The following is a 15,245-nucleotide window of genomic DNA, read 5'->3' on the forward strand; positions in this document are numbered from 1 at the left end:
GCCACACGAAACCTGTTGTGCCCATAAGGTTCTACCTCTATCGCGCCGGAGGTTTCGAATCCCGGTCGTCGAAATCGCCGCCGATGACTCCACCCGGGAGTGTCCGGGGCAGGTCGCCGATGAGTTCCTCGGCATTCTCCGCGTTGATCAGGTAGTCCGGCGTGGTGTGGGTGCGGTCCTCGTCCTGTTCGCCCTTGCCGCGACCTGCCCCGCCGCCCATCCCGCCCATACCACCCAGGCCGGATGTCGAGGTGGATGTGCGAGTACTCGCCGCTGCGGCAACGGCCTGATTCGCGTTCGGAGTGCTCGTGCCGGGGACGCTGCGCCCCACTCCGCCTCCGGACGTGTCACCGCCGGAACCGCCTGTGCCGCTGGAGGTGTAGGAACTGGGCGATACGCTGCTGGGTGTCGTAGCGGTGCTGTCGGTAGCGGACGGGGTCGTGGAGGTCGAGTCGTTCTTGTCGCTCGAGTCCTTCGACGTGGGCGAGCTGCTGGTATCGCTACTCGGATTCGTCGACTGATTCTGATCGTTCGACTGATTCGAGGGATCGGTGGAATCCTTCGTGTTCGTGTCGTTCGAATTCGTGTTGGTGGGCCCGGAATTCGTCGTCGAGGCGTTGGGCCCCGCACTGCTGACGTTCGGCCCGTTGTTCGTGTCCTGCTTGATCGGATTCAGACTCGGCGGCAGCACCGGGACGGAACTGTCCGTCTTGCGGAATTCGGTGACGTAGTGCTGCAACATCGCCTCGCGCGTATCGGCCTCGTTCTGCGTGCGAGTGTGTTCCTCGCTCGCGGCCTGCGCTCGCCCGAAGTACGGAATATTCGTCGTCCAGGAGTGCCGGGCCGCGGGCTTGATCCCGTTCTTCGTCTGGACCACGGCATTCGCCGCGGCACTGATGTCCTTACCGATCCCGGACAGCAGATCGGTGAGATTCGCTGCGTCGGTGGTGTATTCGGTAATAGCCTTCTTCGCCGCTTCCGCGGACGCGCCCTCCCACGCCTCGGAGATGGAGGCGCCCACCGAGCGCTTGAAGGTCTCGAGGCCCTGGTCCCACTCGCTGGCTGCGGTGGCGTACTTCAACGCCTGCGCCTGCGCATCCGAGGTGTCGAGATGTTCGAAGGCGTCCTGGATGTCTTGGCGGCTCCAAGCGAAGACGTTCTCTCCGCCGTTCGGGATCTGAGTGGGCTCGTTCTGTCCTGTCATCTCAACTCACCGCAGGTTTTGGAAGAGTTGGGGCATCGCGCCGGGGAGCGCTTGGACAATAGTCGACAGACGCTGCGGTGCGGGAGCCTGTTGCGGGAGGTTGGCTTCGAGTTGCTTGTATTTTGCGGCCTGCTCTTGATCGTGGGCAGTCATCTGTTCCCGGATCGTGCGGAACAGAGTCTGGAAATCGTCGATTGTCTGGTAGTGAGAGCCCAAGATATCGTATACGCTGTTTTTATCCTTGGCTCCCTTCGCCTTCGACTTCCATCGCGCGACCATCGTCTTCGCCGAAACTAAGTCCAGATCCCCTTTTGCTGCGTGATCCTCCCCGAGCCCCCAATGGTCTTGATGCGAAATTTCCTGTACTAGACCTTGAATTGTTCGAATCTGATTCTTGAAAAAAGTGCAATCGCGATCCAGGTATACAAACTTGTCGAGGTCCATTCGGATAGTCAAATTACCGGATTTTGCATCATTGATAATGCTTGTTAATGGTCTCTGCGACCCTTGGTTTCCGTCGTCGGCCATAGTTCTGTCCCTCCCTGTGATTCTGTACTTGCTATAGCGTGGACGGCAGGATGGGTGCCACTTTTTCCGCCAATGCCCGGGCGAGCTGACAGGTGTCTTGTTTGCCCGTCTTAGGTACGTATGCCGGGTTGTCGAGGTTGAATTCGAGGCTGCCGCCTTTTACCTCCACGTCTACAGTGCAAGTAGTAGGGTCGGCGTTGTCGCCTTGTCGGCTCGATATTGCGTGCCGACCGGCAATGGTGAATTCCTGAGTGTCTGGGAAATGCTCGTCGCGCACCTTTTGGAGGGTAATATTCGTCATCTGGATCCTTGCGCCGTAGCCATCCGGGTCAGACCAGATGCAACCGCGCCAGAGGATCTTTCCCGCATCCGCTTGGAAGTCGTCCGGCTGCTTGTTTTGTTGCCCTTCCGAATCCAGAATGCTCTGTGGGATATCCTTGCAAGGATCGAACCCTGTCGGTACCTGCACCGGGGTCGTTGCGCCAGCGCTGCTGCTCGACGTGGACCCGCCCGACGGCGAGCATCCGGCGAGCACGAGAACCGCGGCCCCCGTGGCCAGCACAGTCGAGATGACGCCTCGCCTGATCATGAAGGTCCTTTCGCCACCGGTGCATGGACATTGCCCGGGGCCGGACCGGCTCCCTGCCCCCTCGCGAACTTCGGCTTACCGTACCCGTTGGAGTCTGGCACGGGCAATCGGTGCTGTGCTGATTGGCCTGTGGCAACACCGGGCCTGTTCGAGATGGACTGGGCTACGTCCGATTCGGAGACGCGCGGGGTGATCCGAGCCGAAGATCGGACTGCTCGGGGGCGTTCACGGTTGAGGGTTCGGTCATGTTCTCGTCCCTGGAGCCTCGATGGCGGCGGTCATATCCAGTGCCTGTCGTCACAGCGCGAGCAGCGGACCGACGAATCGGCTACGGCGGAAGTTCCCGGGGGTGTGGACGTCTCGCAGATCGGATCGGCACCGCCGGCGCGCGGGCATCGCTCGAGGCTGAACCGGAACCTGCGCCCGCGCTTGTGCTTCGCTTCGAGCAATGCGCGCGGAAATCTTTCGACGCGGTAGCGCGCACCATTGTCAGTGACGATCTTCTCCATATCGCGGATGCCGTGTGCCGCGAACCGCACTCTCGCTCGGTGCATGAAACCGACTGCGGTTACTGCTTTTTCATCAGGTAAGGGCTCGGTATAGGTGATTCGGGTGAACCCGTCGACGGCGGAGTGCAGGTACACGTAGCCGCGTTTTCCGTTGGTGGACTTGATTTGTGCTGCGGCCCTGACTCGGTCGGAGTCGCGGTTGTGGGCGCGCCATCCGGCACCGTTGGGATTCGCCCGACTTTCTCGATATCGACGTGATCATGTGCCTGGCTCGGTTTCGCGACAATCGTCCGCGGCTTGCGATTCGAGTCACCGTCGGGCCGATGAACTGGCGTCGGCGTCGACGTGCGCACCGACCCGGCACCGACCCGCCACCCGACCGACGCCGTTCAGCCCGAGCTTGGCGGGCATTCAGGAACAGCTCTGGCGCGACGTCGGGACGCCGCGCCAGAGCGAATAGCTGGTTGTTCGGACGAGGCGGGTGCTCCATCGCGTCGCGCGAGAGTGGCTGCTACCCGCTGCCGCGTTTTCGCCCGCGATGGGCGCCCGGTGCACGCCCTACTTCGGTGGCTGGAAGCCGCCGATTTGCCGGAGAACAGCAGCTGCGTGTAGAGAGTCGCGGCGTCGGCCGAGGCCGGTGTGTCTCCTGAAGTCGAGGTAATGGGCATCCGAGAAGCCGGCCTTCTCTTCCCGAGATAGGGAAGGCTTGCGGATTTGGTCCGGGAACGATGAGGAGCGTGGCGGGCATCCTTACTCTCGAGCGTTGGGTTGGCATCATCCATCGGATCGGCGGTTCGATCGGTCGTGCGGTACCGGGGACGGCGCGCCGGTTGCTGCGGGCTGTCGTTGTCGCCGTTGCTGTTTCGGGATTAGTTGCTGGTTGTGGGGTGGATCTCGGACAGTCGCCACGTCCGGCGAAGATCGTGTTCGAGGGTGAGGAGAGGCACTCGAACGTCGAATACACGATCTTCGGGATGAATCCCGACGGCACCGGGATCACCCCGATCGGCGAGGGCGCTTGTCCGAGCTTTGCCCGTGATGGATCCAAGATCGCCGTTGGTGGATTCTGGATCACGGTGATGGATCGCGATGGCGGTCACGTCAGGAAGCTCATCCACGGAGGGTATGGATGCCCGGTGTTTTCGCCGGATGGGTCCAAGATTGCGTTCACTCGTGGGGGCGCTGTTTACCTGATGAATGCCGATGGCGGCGCGGTACAGCAACTTCACGTCGACAGCCTCGAACTCGATCCGTCCGGTCACTTCCCTCACGGGCAAGATCAAGACGGCCCGTCGACCGACCGTCCCGCATTCTCACCGGACGGTTCGAAGATCGTGATCTCCGACTCCGGAGTCATGTGGGTGATGGCCTCGGACGGAACGGGTGCGCGGCAGCTGCTGCCGGGGGAGGTGTATGCCGATTTCGACCCGGTCTTCACTCCGGACGGAGCCGGGATCGTGTTCTCCAGCAGCCGGCCTCCGAACGGCGGGATCTACCGGATGGATGTCGATGGTCGGAACATCCGGTTGCTCCGGGCGGACGGGTACTGCCCGTCGTTCTCGCCGGATGGCACGAAGATCCTCTACTCCCGCATGACCCGTGATCCCGCGTCCACACAGGGCGCCACGTTCACCGAGCTCTGGGTGATGAACAGCGACGGCAGCAACCCGCACCGCCTCACCGACCCGAAAGTGTCTGTGCGATCAGCTGTTTACGGTAGCTGGGGCAGAGAAGCGAACACGTAACCATCTAGTCCGGAAATTTCTTGTGGCTGATGTGCCGGCCTGGCCCCATTCCGATTTTGCCGGTTCACGGCCGCTTCGGCTGTCGAACCGTGTGACGGGGTGGCCCGGTCAGCGGGCTCGCTGCCGGGATGCGCGGGCTCCGCGGCGGGCGGATCGTAACGCCGACACCACTTTCGGTGCGTCCGTGGCGAGTGTGGCGATCGTTCTGGACACGGTCGGGTCGGAGACGACGTGGCCGAACACGCCGGGTTCGGCACGCAGGACCGCGATGTCACACAGGTGGTCACCGCCGACGACGACCGCGACGGCCAGGTCGAGGATGATCTTGCCGTGATCATGTGTGGTGAGAGCTTTGCGCCACGGCGCCAACGCTTTCGACAGTCCTTGATCAGTCCGGCCTTCTCGGCGGTGCGCAGCGGCAGGGTGAGCCCGGGCGTGGGGTACGACACCGGTTCCGGCCGCGTCCACGGACAAGCGGGGGTAGGGGGAACTGCGCTCTGACACCTGAATGGTGCTCCTGAACTCTGTGCAGATTCCAGCCCTCGCACGCGGAATTATCGCAGTTCAGGGCACCCTTCTTCGTTAGCGGCACACCACCGATTCGTCAACCGACGAAATCTCTGGGCTAACGGCCCTCCGCACAGGCCATAAAATCCCGATTTCTGCAACGGAAAGAACGTGGATACTCTTCTGGCGAGGCACATTCGAAGTGCCGACCGCAACCGGCATCGTGATGGCACCAGGGCCGCGCCGCTGACGCCGGCGGGACGATCCGGCGCGGCGGCGAGAGCCGTCGACAATGTCTCGGCCCGCAAACCCTGGTGAAACTTGCGCTCACGGTTCTTGTTTCGGACTGGCAGGTTGGTCGGCATCGCGGTAATTAGGTTCGGCCGGGACATCAGATGCGAGCCGCCGAGCAGATCGGGCACTGTTCGGGGGTGTCCGACGGGTGGGGATGGCCGAGGTCGATGAGGGTGGTCCAGCAGGTGCGGATCATGGCGCAGGTTTCGAAGGTGCAGTGCGCGTGGATATTGCTGTTGATGACCGTGTGCATCTGGGATGGGGGCAGTACGTGACCCGGGTAGTCGTGGAAGACGGGGTTGTCGGTCATCAGAATCCCAGGTGGGGGACGTCGGCGGGGACGAGTCGGCCGGCTTCGATCAGCCGCTGTTTGGCCTGGGCCTTGACCTGGCAGACCGCGGCCGGGCATTCCAGGTGTTTCTGCATGATGAGGTGGGCGTATTCGATTGTCATGATGGGCAATCGGTTGTGGTCGGTTACTGGAATGTCGTACATGGAATACTCCGAATTGTTTTTGGGCAGATTGGAATGCTCGGCGGCCAAGGCCGAATGAATTCGTGTACAAGGGAATTCGAGTTGTGGAACATCCTGGCCGCCGGGCCGAGATCAGTAGTACGCTGCCGAAGAACGCTACGGAAGCTCTCGAGGCGCGAATCCCGGAAAATACCGCGCCGCTTCCAAAATGACGTTCTGAAACCATTCCAAAATCCGTGTCGAAGGGGAGTGAGGCCAGGTGATGACCGGTTCGGCCGTACCGCGGCGAATGTTGGGCCGTGAACTGAAGAAGCTGCGTGAGCGCTCCGGAGTATCGGCGGTGGCCGCCGCCGAGGCGATCGAGGTGTCACCGCAGACCCTGTGGCGGATCGAGTCCGGCCAGCAGGGGCCGAAGCTGAAAGAGCTGTACATCAAGGTGCTCTGTGAGATGTACAGTGCGTCAATGGATCTGACCGAGGCGCTCATCGGCTTGATCGCTGAGACGAAGAAGCCCGGGTGGTGGCACAGCTTCGCCGATGCTGTTCCCGCGGATACGGACATGTTCATCGGGCTGGAGGAGGCTGCGAGCCGCTTGACCACGTTCCAGCTGGCGCTGATTCCAGGTCTGTTGCAGACCCCTGACTATCGGCGTGCGGTTCATTGGATCGAGTTCCCGAGCAGGCCAACGACTGAGATCGAGCCGCTGATCGAGCTGCACAGCCGACGCGTCGCGGGCCTCACGGACGGGCGGAGATCGGTTCAGCTTGATGCATTGGTCTGTGAAGCTGCATTGCGTAACCAGGTCGGCGGTCTGGGGGTTATGGAAGAGCAGCTTATCTATCTCGCGGATATCGTTGCGGCACAGAATATCTCGATTCGCGTCATCCCACAGCAGGCTAACGGCAATCTTGGTCTGATCACCGGTTCCTTTGTCCTGATGGAGTTTCCGGTGCGTTCGAATTCGCGCTTGTCTGAACCTCCAGTGGTTTACGTGCAGGGGTATACGGGTGCGCTGTATCTGGATCAGGAGTCTGAGATCAAGCAGTATCGACAGGCCATTGGGCAAATCAAGCGGGTAGCGTTGGACGAGAAGAGGAGTAGGAGTCTTCTCCTGGATGTGGCAAGGGAGTACCAAGCGTGATGATCGACCTCTCCGGCGCAGCGTGGTTCAAGAGCAGCAGGTCAAGCACTCGAGACACATGTGTCGAGGTAGCCCACCTCACCGACGACATGGTCGGCGTCCGCGACTCCACGAACCCCACCGGCCCAGCCTTGGTCTTCACCCCTACCGCCTGGGACGCCTTCACCACCGCCCTGCACTCCGGCCACTTCGATCTACCGTGACCCCGCGTACCTCGGAGACACGGAATCCTCAGGGAGTCAATGTCTTTCGCTCCGCCTGCCCGACTGTCGCAGCCGGGCAGGCGGAATATCTCTCGGTGTCCAGCCCTCCGGCAGACCGGAATCGAACCATCTCTGTCATATGAACGACCCCGCGGGACCAATGCGCCCGACGTCGGGGTTGCAGCGGAACTCCGCGATCAGGGCGGCCGGTCCGCCATATCGTCGGTAGGCTCGTCGTTCCGCCGTTGCCGCCCCGTCGGACACAGGCACACTGCGAGAGGCCCTGCGGGTCAACACGTCTGCCCCTTCCGCCCCTCCCGCGAGACTCGAACGACCATCATCGCCATCGATGTCGAGCCAATCGAAGTCGAGTGCTCCGAATCGGTCGGGTAGATCCACGGGTCTATAGAGTTCGTAGTCGGCTTCGCTCTGGTTCCCTCCGAAAAACCAAGGTTCATCCCTGTCGCGTGGGGAGTGCCGACTTTTCGACTGTCCCGGTCGCGTCCGGCTGAATGGTGGTTCTGCCGCACTTTCCCCAATCGCCCGGCGGGTTCGTCGGTCGCTCAACAGTATTCGCCTTCATCCCCTGGGGGGCGGGTCATACTCGTCGGAGTCCTGTGAAGGATGGTCCGACGCGGACGGGCCGGATCTGGATGTCGCGCCAGACGTCGCCGGTGATGTACGGCTCTATCCGAAGCCATTGGTCGAGTTCGGCCCGTGAGTCGTATTCGACGATGAGCATGGACCCGATCATGGCGCCCTTTTCATCGAGGATCGCGGTGCCGTAGAGCATTTTGCCTTCGTCGACCAGCTTGTCGCCGAGGGCCAGGTGTTGTTCGCGTACGGCCAGCCGCCGAGCGGGTGCGTCGTCGTCGGTGCCGTCGTAGGCGAGAAGCATGAACTGCATCCGGTGCCTTTCAGGTGGGATGTTCGTCGGTCTGTGCGGGTGGCCGGGGTTCGGTCCTCGGCCAGGTAGATGTCCTTCAGCCGCGCGAGCGCTGCGGAGTACGCGGATTTCGGCAGCGCGGCAAGGACATTGGCCTGGACCTGGAATCAGCAGCGCTGTTCGCGGGTGATCGGGAATACCGTGCGCGGCGCTTTCCGGAATCCCGGGGCTCCGTCGCCGACCGCGAGTACCGGTGCGCGCGTACCTCGTTGGCGGCGGTCGCGCAGCGGGTCGGCCCACGACTGGCGGACTCACAAACAGCCGTCGGGCAGTGCCGCCAGTTCTTTCCGACTGTCCGCGCGCACCCCGATTATCGCCAGCGGCACAGTTTCTGCTGGTCGAGGCGTACTTTCAGGTGTGGTGCCGTCCGCTCACAGCTACCCGTAGTCCGACCTCGGCATTGTTCAGGGGCTCTGCGAACACGGCCGCGCCCTGTGCGAACAAGGTAAGCGTTACGGCCTGACCGATGCCCGAGCGGCACCTGTGAGCATGACGGTCATTCCTGGATGCACTCGTACCGTCGAATCCCGTCCTCAGGCACTGGGCCCCTTACTCGTGGGCCTCCCAGATCTCGTGCGCCTTGTCATTCGGCTTGTTGCCCGCGCTGAGCGATGACGGCAGTGCGCGCAGCGCCCTGAGCGCCCAGAGGTATGCCGACGGCTTCTTGAAGTCCATGCCGCTGATCAGCTGCTTCATCAAGGTGAGCTGGTCGAAGTAGACGCGCTCACAGATGAGCCGCTCGCCCTCGAAAATGAAGAACGCGGTCATGCGGACCTTGAACCGGCTGCCGGTCGGCGGGATCGCCCCGAACGGTCCGTTGTGCGTGCCGAGAAGGTAGAACTCACAGATGACGGCGTCATCGCTGTGACGCAGCTGGATCAGCTCGTGGTGCTGGTCCGGGAAAGCGACCCGCGTGTCGTGGTAGTAGTCGCGGACCTCCTTCTCGCCGTCGTGGACCAGGCCGAGTGGGATGAGCTCGTAGCGAGGGTGAGGAAACGTCGACAGCGTCGCGTCCCAGTCCTGACGGACCTCGTCGTCGAAGTGATCCAGAACGAGCTTCTCCCTGAACTCGCGCAGCTGGGGCGTCAGGGTCTGGGGCGTACTCATGGTCTTCTTCCTCATGGTTGGGCGGCGGGACGCGTCTGCTCTCGGGCTTGCCGAGTGATGTGACCGTAAACGAAGGCCGGTGTGGTTCCCAGGCTTACCCACATCCCGGTGAGTTCGCTCGATGGAAGAACGGGCGAAACCGGATTGCCCGTGGAGGTGCTGACCTCGATAAGGTGACCTCCGGGCCGTCCCTGTCGGTCTACCCACGCCCCCCGCGAGTCTATTAGCTAATAGATTGCTGAAGAGCCGATCCGACGAGTAAATTGACCACACATGACGAGCGCGAGCGAGTCCGTGGGAGCAGTATCAGCGCAGTGGGACATTGTCACCGGCGTGGGATTCACCGCACTCGCCGTCGCGGCGGGTCGGGCGATGGAGACCCATCGTGACGGTGGATTGGTGTCCGATCCATATGCGGAGGCATTCGTACGAGCGGCCGACGCGCCGATCGAATTGCCGACTCGGCCGGGTGAGTCCGACGACGATCCCGATGTTCCGTGGGCGACGATGGCCCGCTACATGGGAGTCCGGTCGCGGTATTTCGACGACTACTTCAACGCGGCGGCGACCACGGCGTCGCAAGTGGTTCTGCTCGCCGCAGGGTTGGACACGCGTGCGTTCCGCCTGGACTGGCCTGCGGGCACCACGATCTACGAACTGGATGCGCCGAAAGTGCTCGCATTCAAAGACCGCGTCCTCAACGAGCGTGGCGCGCACCCGCACGCGGACCGACGGATAGTTGCGGTTGATTTGCGCGAAGAGTGGACAAAGCCATTGCGAGCGGCCGGTTTCGACCCGTCCCGCCCCTCGGCCTGGCTGGCCGAGGGACTACTGCCCTTCCTCCCGAACGCCGCGAAACAACATCTGCTCGCCACGGTCGATAGCCTCACCGCAGCGGGCAGCAGCATCGAATTGGAGTACGTCGCCGACCTGGCGAGCCTGCGCCGCGACCCGGAATTCCAGCAACGCCGTGCCCGCATGTCCGAAAGAACGGGCTTCGACATCACCCAACTGTGGCCGGACGAGAAAGAGGACTTCCCCGTCGACACCTGGTTGCGTGACCACGGCTGGACGGTAACCGTCGAACACGTCGACGACGCAGCCCAACGCTACGGCGCACAATTCCCGGAACAGTCCATGTTCCCGGCCCGCGGCGGCCAGTTCGTAACGGCCCGGAAGCCCGACGGCACCCAGCGCTCCAGCGATAGAACGTGATCTCGCGTGCGATATGTTCGGAGCCGGCTTGATGGCGGTGGTGGCCGAGGGTCGGACCTGAGATCATGATCGTATGAGCGCACCCCCGGATGGACTACCGATCTATCGAGTCCTGACCGGTCCCGATGACGCGACGTTCTGTCGCCGGGTCAGCGAGGCGATCGCGCTGGGCTACCGTTTGCATGAAGGTCCTGCTGTGACCTTCAACGGCGAGCATGTGATTGTTGCCCAGGCAGTGCTGTGGCCGGGGGCCAGTGATTGACGTGCTCGCCGCCGAGTGTTCCATTCCCGTCCGTTCATGTCCTCACCGACACATCAGAACACAGTGCGGCGCAAGACCGTCCGCCACCTGAAGTATGAATCTATCCGTGCCGCCAAATGCGGAGGGGGACATACACTTTTGGCATGGTGCGGAATTGGCCGCTGACCGGTCGCGGCGAGGATCTCGCCTGGACGGAGGCCGCGTGTCGGCAACTGCGCGGCAACGGGGGTGCGGTGCTGGCGGGTTCGGCCGGGGTGGGCAAGACGCGGCTGGCGCGCGAAATCGCGACCAGGATCCGGCGGCGCGGTGTGGCGCTGTGCTGGGCCGCTGCGACCGAGTCTGCTAGAGCGGTGCCGTTGGGCGCGTTTTCGGGGCTGGTCGGCGATCCCGGCCCGGAGCACAATATCGTCCGGCACGCTATCGGATGCCTCACTGCGGACGCCGGCTCCGCAGGCACGGTCGTGATCGTCGACGACGCCCATCTGCTCGATGACGTGTCCGCGCTGGTCGTGCAGCAACTGGTGGTGCAACGTGCGGCCACGGTATTGCTCACGGTCCGTACCGGTGAGCCTGCGCCGGATGCGATTTCGGCGCTGTGGAAGGACGAGCAACTGCCGCGCCGCGAGCTGCGGCCGCTGTCATCGGACGAGACCGGCGAACTGCTCGACACCGTGCTCGGCGGGCTGGTGGAGACCCGCACACAGCGCAGGCTGTGGGACCTGACCCGGGGAAACATGCTGTTCCTGCGGCAGTTGGTGGACGGTGGCCGGTTTCGTGCGGAGGGCGGTGTGACTCGGCTGGCGGAGCAGCAGCCGCTGCCGGCCACGTTGGCCGAGACCGTCGTGGTCCGGCTGGCTGAGCTGGCCCCGGAGATCGTCGAGGTGGTCGATCTGCTTGCGCTCGGTGAACCGCTGCACGTTGACGGACTCGCCGAGCTGACCGCTCCAGGGGTGATCGAAGGCGCCGAGGCGGCCGGGCTGGTGGAGGTGGACCCGGCCCGACTGACCGCCCGGCTCGCGCACCCGCTCTACGGCGAGGCCCGACGTGCCGTGATGGGCACGATGCGCGCCCGCCGGTTGCGCGGGCGCATCGTGCGAGTCCTGGACGACGACACCGATCTGCTGCGGCGTGGGTTCCTGATGGTCGATTCCGACCTCGAACCCGACGTCGAGCTGCTGCTGCACGCTGGTGCGGAGGCCGTGCGGCTCGGCGACTTCCGCGGCGGACAGCTCGGACGGGCGGCGTTGACGGCGGGCGGCGGATTCGAGGCGCAGCTGCTGGTCGCCAGCGGCGCAGCGTGGGTGGATCCGGCGCATGCCGAACACGAACTCGAGGTGCTGTGCGGTCTGGCCGCCGACGAAGAGCAGCTGATACGGGCGGTGCTGATGCAGGCGACGTACCTGCACTGGACTTGCGCTCGTCCGGCCGACGCTCAGGCCGTACTCGACGAGGCCCGGCCTCGGCTGCCGGAGTCGTTGCGGCAGTGCCTGGATGGAATGTCGGCGGTCTTCCACAGTCAGCGTGGCCGCATCGCCGCGGCGTTCGCGACCGCTACGGCGATCCTTGCCGAGAGTCGGTCCGACGCCGCGATGCTGACCGCGGAATTCGCGCTCGTGACGGCGACGGCCGCGGCCGGGCGTATCCACGACGGCGGCGAACCCTTCCAGCTTGCGCTGGCGATTGCCGGCCGGGTGCCTGACCTGGCCTACCTGGCCAACCCGATGGTGGCGGTACGAATCCTGGGCCTGGTCTGGGCGGGCTGCGTCGACGAGGCCGAGGCCATGGCGCAGCAGCTGGATCAGGCTCTGCTCGGTATCCCTTTCGTCAGCCACATCTCGAGCTGTCTGCTCGGGGAAATCGCCCTTGCCCGAGGCGATCTGCCGATCGCGAGGCGGCGCCTGCAGGAAGCGCAGATCGGTCTTGCGCCGTACGGGTATGGTGGCGGATGGCGATTCGTCGCCCTGACGGCACTGGTGCAGGTGCAGGCGCTGGTCGGCGAGCCTACCATCGAGTCGCGCGCGGCGCTCGCCGCCATCCGCAGTGAGTCCACCGGGGTGATGGACCCCATCGCCGAATTGGCCGAGGCCTGGGCGTCGGCGGCGTTGGGCGGGGTGTCGGTGGCCGCGCGAATGGCCCGGGACGCAGCGGAACTCGCGCGTGGGCGGGGCCAAGACGCGCACGTCGTGATGGCGCTGCACACTGTGGTGCGGTTGGGCGACGCGAGCGTCGCCGCGGATTTGACCGAACTCGCGGCGCATGTGCAAGGTCCCCGGGCCGCCGCGGTGGCGGCTCACGCCGCGGCGCTCGCTGAGAGTGATGCGGACGCGCTGCTGCAGGCGGCCGATTTGCTGGAGAAGATGGGAGATCGGCCCGCTGCCATGGACGCGGCGGCCCAGGCAGCCCAGTGCTACGCCCGCGACGGGCGCACAGGCTCTGCGAAGTGGGCCGGCCACCGTGCCCACCGGCTCGCCGGCACCTGCCCCGGCATCACTACTCCCGCGCTGTCGCGTGCCGACCGGCCGCTGTCGTTGTCGGAACGCGAACGTGAGGTGGTGACGATGGCCGCGCATGGCGCGAGTAACAGCGAGATCGCGGTTCGGCTCGGCATCGACCGGCGCACCGTCGAAGGACACCTCTATCGCGCCGGCAACAAGCTGGGCACCGGCAACCGCGCCGATTTCGCCCGCATCCTCGGCATCGAACACACGCCCTGAGCGGGATTTCGCGTAGTCGATTACCTGTATCGCCGGCATTCGAGCCCCAGAAACTGGATCTGTTTCGCACCAACGGGTTTCAAAGGATCGAACTATGTCGCACAGAATGCATCTCATGCGAAGCGTCGCACGACCGGCAATCGCGGCCGGCCTGCTGGCGGCGATGGCGATCGGTGCGCCGACCACGTCTGCCGCTCCGCCCACACATCGGAACGGTGGCTGCGAGTGGTCGTCGTCCGGGTTGATCGGCGACAAGTGGCGTGCTCTGAACGCCGAGCGCGGCCCACTGGGCTGCCCCATCGAGGGCGAATTCGACTCACCGGACGGACGGCCGGCCCGCCTGCAGCACTTCGCGCACGGTTCCATCACTTGGTCACCGCACCAGGGCGACCGGATGGTGGTCGCAGCCTGGGGATCGGGCAACACTGTGTATGTGCAATGGGGGCCGACGGATCCGTTCCACTACGACAAGTTCCTGGTCAGGTTCGATGGCTCGCAGCACGATGCCCCCGGCGGGACGCACGGCGACGCCTCGCTGCCGATGAGCAACGGTGCGCACCGGGTGATCGTCGAGGGCTGTGACGCGCATACGCTCCAATCCTCCACCTGTCGGCAGGGCTGGACCGCTTTTGTCGATGTGTCTGTGCCGCAAGCGTCGTCGGGAGTCGCACCCAAGCCGATGCCCGTTCTGCCACCGCAGATCGACGTGTCCGGCAATGGCGACGGTTCGTTCACGATCAAGGGCCAAGGATTCAAACCCAATGCAACCGTGCACATCCGAAGCGTGGACGACTACGGCGCCACAGTCTGGCTCGATGCGCGCACCGACGGCAACGGCCGGTTCCAGCAGCGCACCAGCCAGATATGCGTGGCGCGGGGCGCAATTCACTTCTCGGCCAACGACGGCACGCACAGCTCGCTCGACAAAACAGGAACCCTCTGGAGCAACAACGTTCCAGGATACTGCCCGTAATCAAACCACGGCCGGGCATCGGACGGACCGCGTGCCCGCGGCGCAGGGCGGCTGAAATATTTATCCTTGACGGTAACCCGCGCTGATTCGAGCGGTCCCGCATGGCAGCATCCTGTGAAGTTCCTGGCAGGTAGCGCCGTGTAGACCCAGATTTCGCCGAGCCTTGGAGGGGCGCGTTGCCGGTGCTCGCGGCGACAGGGCCGAACTGACCCTCGATGTTCGCGCTGTTGGTGCTGCTGGTTGGAGTATCGGCCTGTTCGCGAGCGGTTATTCTCCCTGAGCGGTGAAGCCGAAGAACGTTGTGGGGTCGAGGGATGCGATGGGCGTCCAGCGCGGCAACGGTGTGTCTGTCGGCTGGGACCGCTCGGCGGTGGATGTGCGGTACCCCTGGACATCCAATGCCAGCCAAGGGCTTTCGTCGACCCGCCGGGCCAGCGCGTAGCAGGTGGCCAACAGGTGCAGGCAGCGCGGAGTGCGGGCGTTGCAGGAGCAGTCGACGAGGTGGAGGGTGGGGGCTACGGTGATCCCGGCGGCGCGTAGGGCCGCGTGTGTGTTGTCGCCCAGTTCTACTGTGTCCGTGGGAATTCGAGCGGTTATCTCGGCTACCGCCGTGGGGGACAGGGGTTCGAGTTCCAGATATGTGACCGATGCCTGCGAGCCGCGATGGATGCTCGCTCGGACCGAGGTGCCGTCGATTTCGAGCTGTACGCCGCCGTTGCGGGCGATGCTGCGGGCACGGGGGAGGAGGGGCTCCGGGCGGGTGGTGTGCAGGGGTTCGGCGAGGCGGACCCAGTCCATGCCCCAGGCAGTGTATCCGAATTCGTTGTCGGGCAT

Annotated in this window: 15 protein-coding genes and 3 pseudogenes; 8 read left to right on the forward strand and 10 right to left on the reverse strand. The window is 64.2% G+C overall.

The annotated features are described in order from the left end of the window. Positions 1-37 precede the first annotated feature (37 nt). The 3 genes from NV1_RS21420 to NV1_RS21430 all read right to left on the reverse strand — a co-directional run bounded on the left by NV1_RS21420 (position 38) and on the right by NV1_RS21430 (position 2,321). A complete protein-coding gene (locus tag NV1_RS21420; RefSeq protein WP_067894054.1) occupies positions 38-1,204 on the reverse strand; it encodes a WXG100 family type VII secretion target in 1,167 nt (388 codons plus the stop codon). A gap of 6 nt (positions 1,205-1,210) precedes the next feature. Next, positions 1,211-1,648 (reverse strand): hypothetical protein, encoded by a 438-nt coding sequence (locus NV1_RS21425; protein ID WP_067894056.1) that lies wholly within the window; start codon positions 1,646-1,648, stop codon positions 1,211-1,213. Between the two features lie 115 nt (positions 1,649-1,763). Beyond that, complete coding sequence (locus NV1_RS21430; RefSeq protein WP_084525602.1) at positions 1,764-2,321, reverse strand: DUF3558 domain-containing protein; 558 nt, start codon at positions 2,319-2,321, stop codon at positions 1,764-1,766. A gap of 1,339 nt (positions 2,322-3,660) precedes the next feature. Here NV1_RS21430 and NV1_RS21440 point away from each other — a divergent pair. Beyond that, complete coding sequence (locus tag NV1_RS21440) at positions 3,661-4,575, forward strand: beta-propeller domain-containing protein (protein WP_169813369.1); 915 nt, start codon at positions 3,661-3,663, stop codon at positions 4,573-4,575. Between the two features lie 126 nt (positions 4,576-4,701). Here the strand turns inward: NV1_RS21440 and NV1_RS42320 are convergent. The 3 genes and pseudogenes from NV1_RS42320 to NV1_RS21455 all read right to left on the reverse strand — a co-directional run. Next, a pseudogene (locus NV1_RS42320) lies at positions 4,702-5,079 on the reverse strand (transposase); the annotation flags it as partial. A gap of 394 nt (positions 5,080-5,473) precedes the next feature. Then, complete coding sequence (locus tag NV1_RS21450; protein WP_067894067.1) at positions 5,474-5,686, reverse strand: hypothetical protein; 213 nt, start codon at positions 5,684-5,686, stop codon at positions 5,474-5,476. Further along, the gene (locus NV1_RS21455; protein ID WP_084525643.1) at positions 5,686-5,871 is read right to left on the reverse strand and encodes a hypothetical protein; all 186 of its coding nucleotides are present in this window, start codon (positions 5,869-5,871) and stop codon (positions 5,686-5,688) included. Before NV1_RS21455 ends, NV1_RS21450 begins: the two co-directional genes overlap by 1 nt. A gap of 241 nt (positions 5,872-6,112) precedes the next feature. Here NV1_RS21455 and NV1_RS21460 point away from each other — a divergent pair, with 241 nt between their 5' ends. Both NV1_RS21460 and NV1_RS21465 read left to right on the forward strand, forming a co-directional pair. Then, entirely contained in the window at positions 6,113-6,991 is an 879-nt protein-coding gene (locus NV1_RS21460) for a helix-turn-helix domain-containing protein (protein ID WP_067894073.1), read from the forward strand. Then, entirely contained in the window at positions 6,991-7,194 is a 204-nt protein-coding gene (locus NV1_RS21465; RefSeq protein WP_040824450.1) for a DUF397 domain-containing protein, read from the forward strand. Before NV1_RS21460 ends, NV1_RS21465 begins: the two co-directional genes overlap by 1 nt. Before the next feature lie 598 nt (positions 7,195-7,792). Here the strand turns inward: NV1_RS21465 and NV1_RS21470 are convergent. The 3 genes and pseudogenes from NV1_RS21470 to NV1_RS21475 all read right to left on the reverse strand — a co-directional run bounded on the left by NV1_RS21470 (position 7,793) and on the right by NV1_RS21475 (position 9,247). After that, positions 7,793-8,101, reverse strand: coding sequence for a YciI family protein (locus NV1_RS21470; RefSeq protein ID WP_067894076.1), 309 nt, complete (start codon positions 8,099-8,101; stop codon positions 7,793-7,795). 53 nt (positions 8,102-8,154) lie between these two features. Continuing rightward, a pseudogene (locus NV1_RS45840) lies at positions 8,155-8,498 on the reverse strand (transposase); the annotation flags it as partial. Positions 8,499-8,689: 191 nt separating this feature from the next. Next, on the reverse strand, positions 8,690-9,247 hold the full coding sequence (locus tag NV1_RS21475) for an ester cyclase (RefSeq protein ID WP_067894624.1): 558 nt from the start codon (positions 9,245-9,247) through the stop codon (positions 8,690-8,692). A gap of 273 nt (positions 9,248-9,520) precedes the next feature. On the opposite strand from NV1_RS21475, the gene NV1_RS21480 reads away from it, so the two are divergent. From NV1_RS21480 to NV1_RS21495, 5 genes and pseudogenes are all read left to right on the forward strand, one after another. Then, a complete protein-coding gene (locus tag NV1_RS21480; RefSeq protein ID WP_067894079.1) occupies positions 9,521-10,462 on the forward strand; it encodes an SAM-dependent methyltransferase in 942 nt (313 codons plus the stop codon). A gap of 73 nt (positions 10,463-10,535) precedes the next feature. After that, a complete protein-coding gene (locus NV1_RS21485) occupies positions 10,536-10,724 on the forward strand; it encodes a DUF1737 domain-containing protein (RefSeq protein ID WP_067894082.1) in 189 nt (62 codons plus the stop codon). Positions 10,725-10,867: 143 nt separating this feature from the next. Beyond that, positions 10,868-13,438: a helix-turn-helix transcriptional regulator gene (locus NV1_RS21490; RefSeq protein ID WP_067894085.1), complete on the forward strand. Its 2,571-nt coding sequence runs from the start codon at positions 10,868-10,870 to the stop codon at positions 13,436-13,438. 163 nt (positions 13,439-13,601) lie between these two features. Then, a pseudogene (locus tag NV1_RS46890) lies at positions 13,602-13,826 on the forward strand (LGFP repeat-containing protein); the annotation flags it as partial. A 6-nt stretch (positions 13,827-13,832) separates the two neighbouring features. Then, on the forward strand, positions 13,833-14,411 hold the full coding sequence (locus NV1_RS21495) for a hypothetical protein (protein WP_245713846.1): 579 nt from the start codon (positions 13,833-13,835) through the stop codon (positions 14,409-14,411). Positions 14,412-14,678: 267 nt separating this feature from the next. On the opposite strand, the gene NV1_RS21500 is transcribed toward NV1_RS21495, so the two are convergent. Continuing rightward, positions 14,679-15,245: a hypothetical protein gene (locus NV1_RS21500; RefSeq protein WP_067894091.1), complete on the reverse strand. Its 567-nt coding sequence runs from the start codon at positions 15,243-15,245 to the stop codon at positions 14,679-14,681.

This window comes from Nocardia vaccinii NBRC 15922, from assembly GCF_001613305.1.
In the GTDB taxonomy this organism is placed as follows: domain Bacteria; phylum Actinomycetota; class Actinomycetes; order Mycobacteriales; family Mycobacteriaceae; genus Nocardia; species Nocardia vaccinii.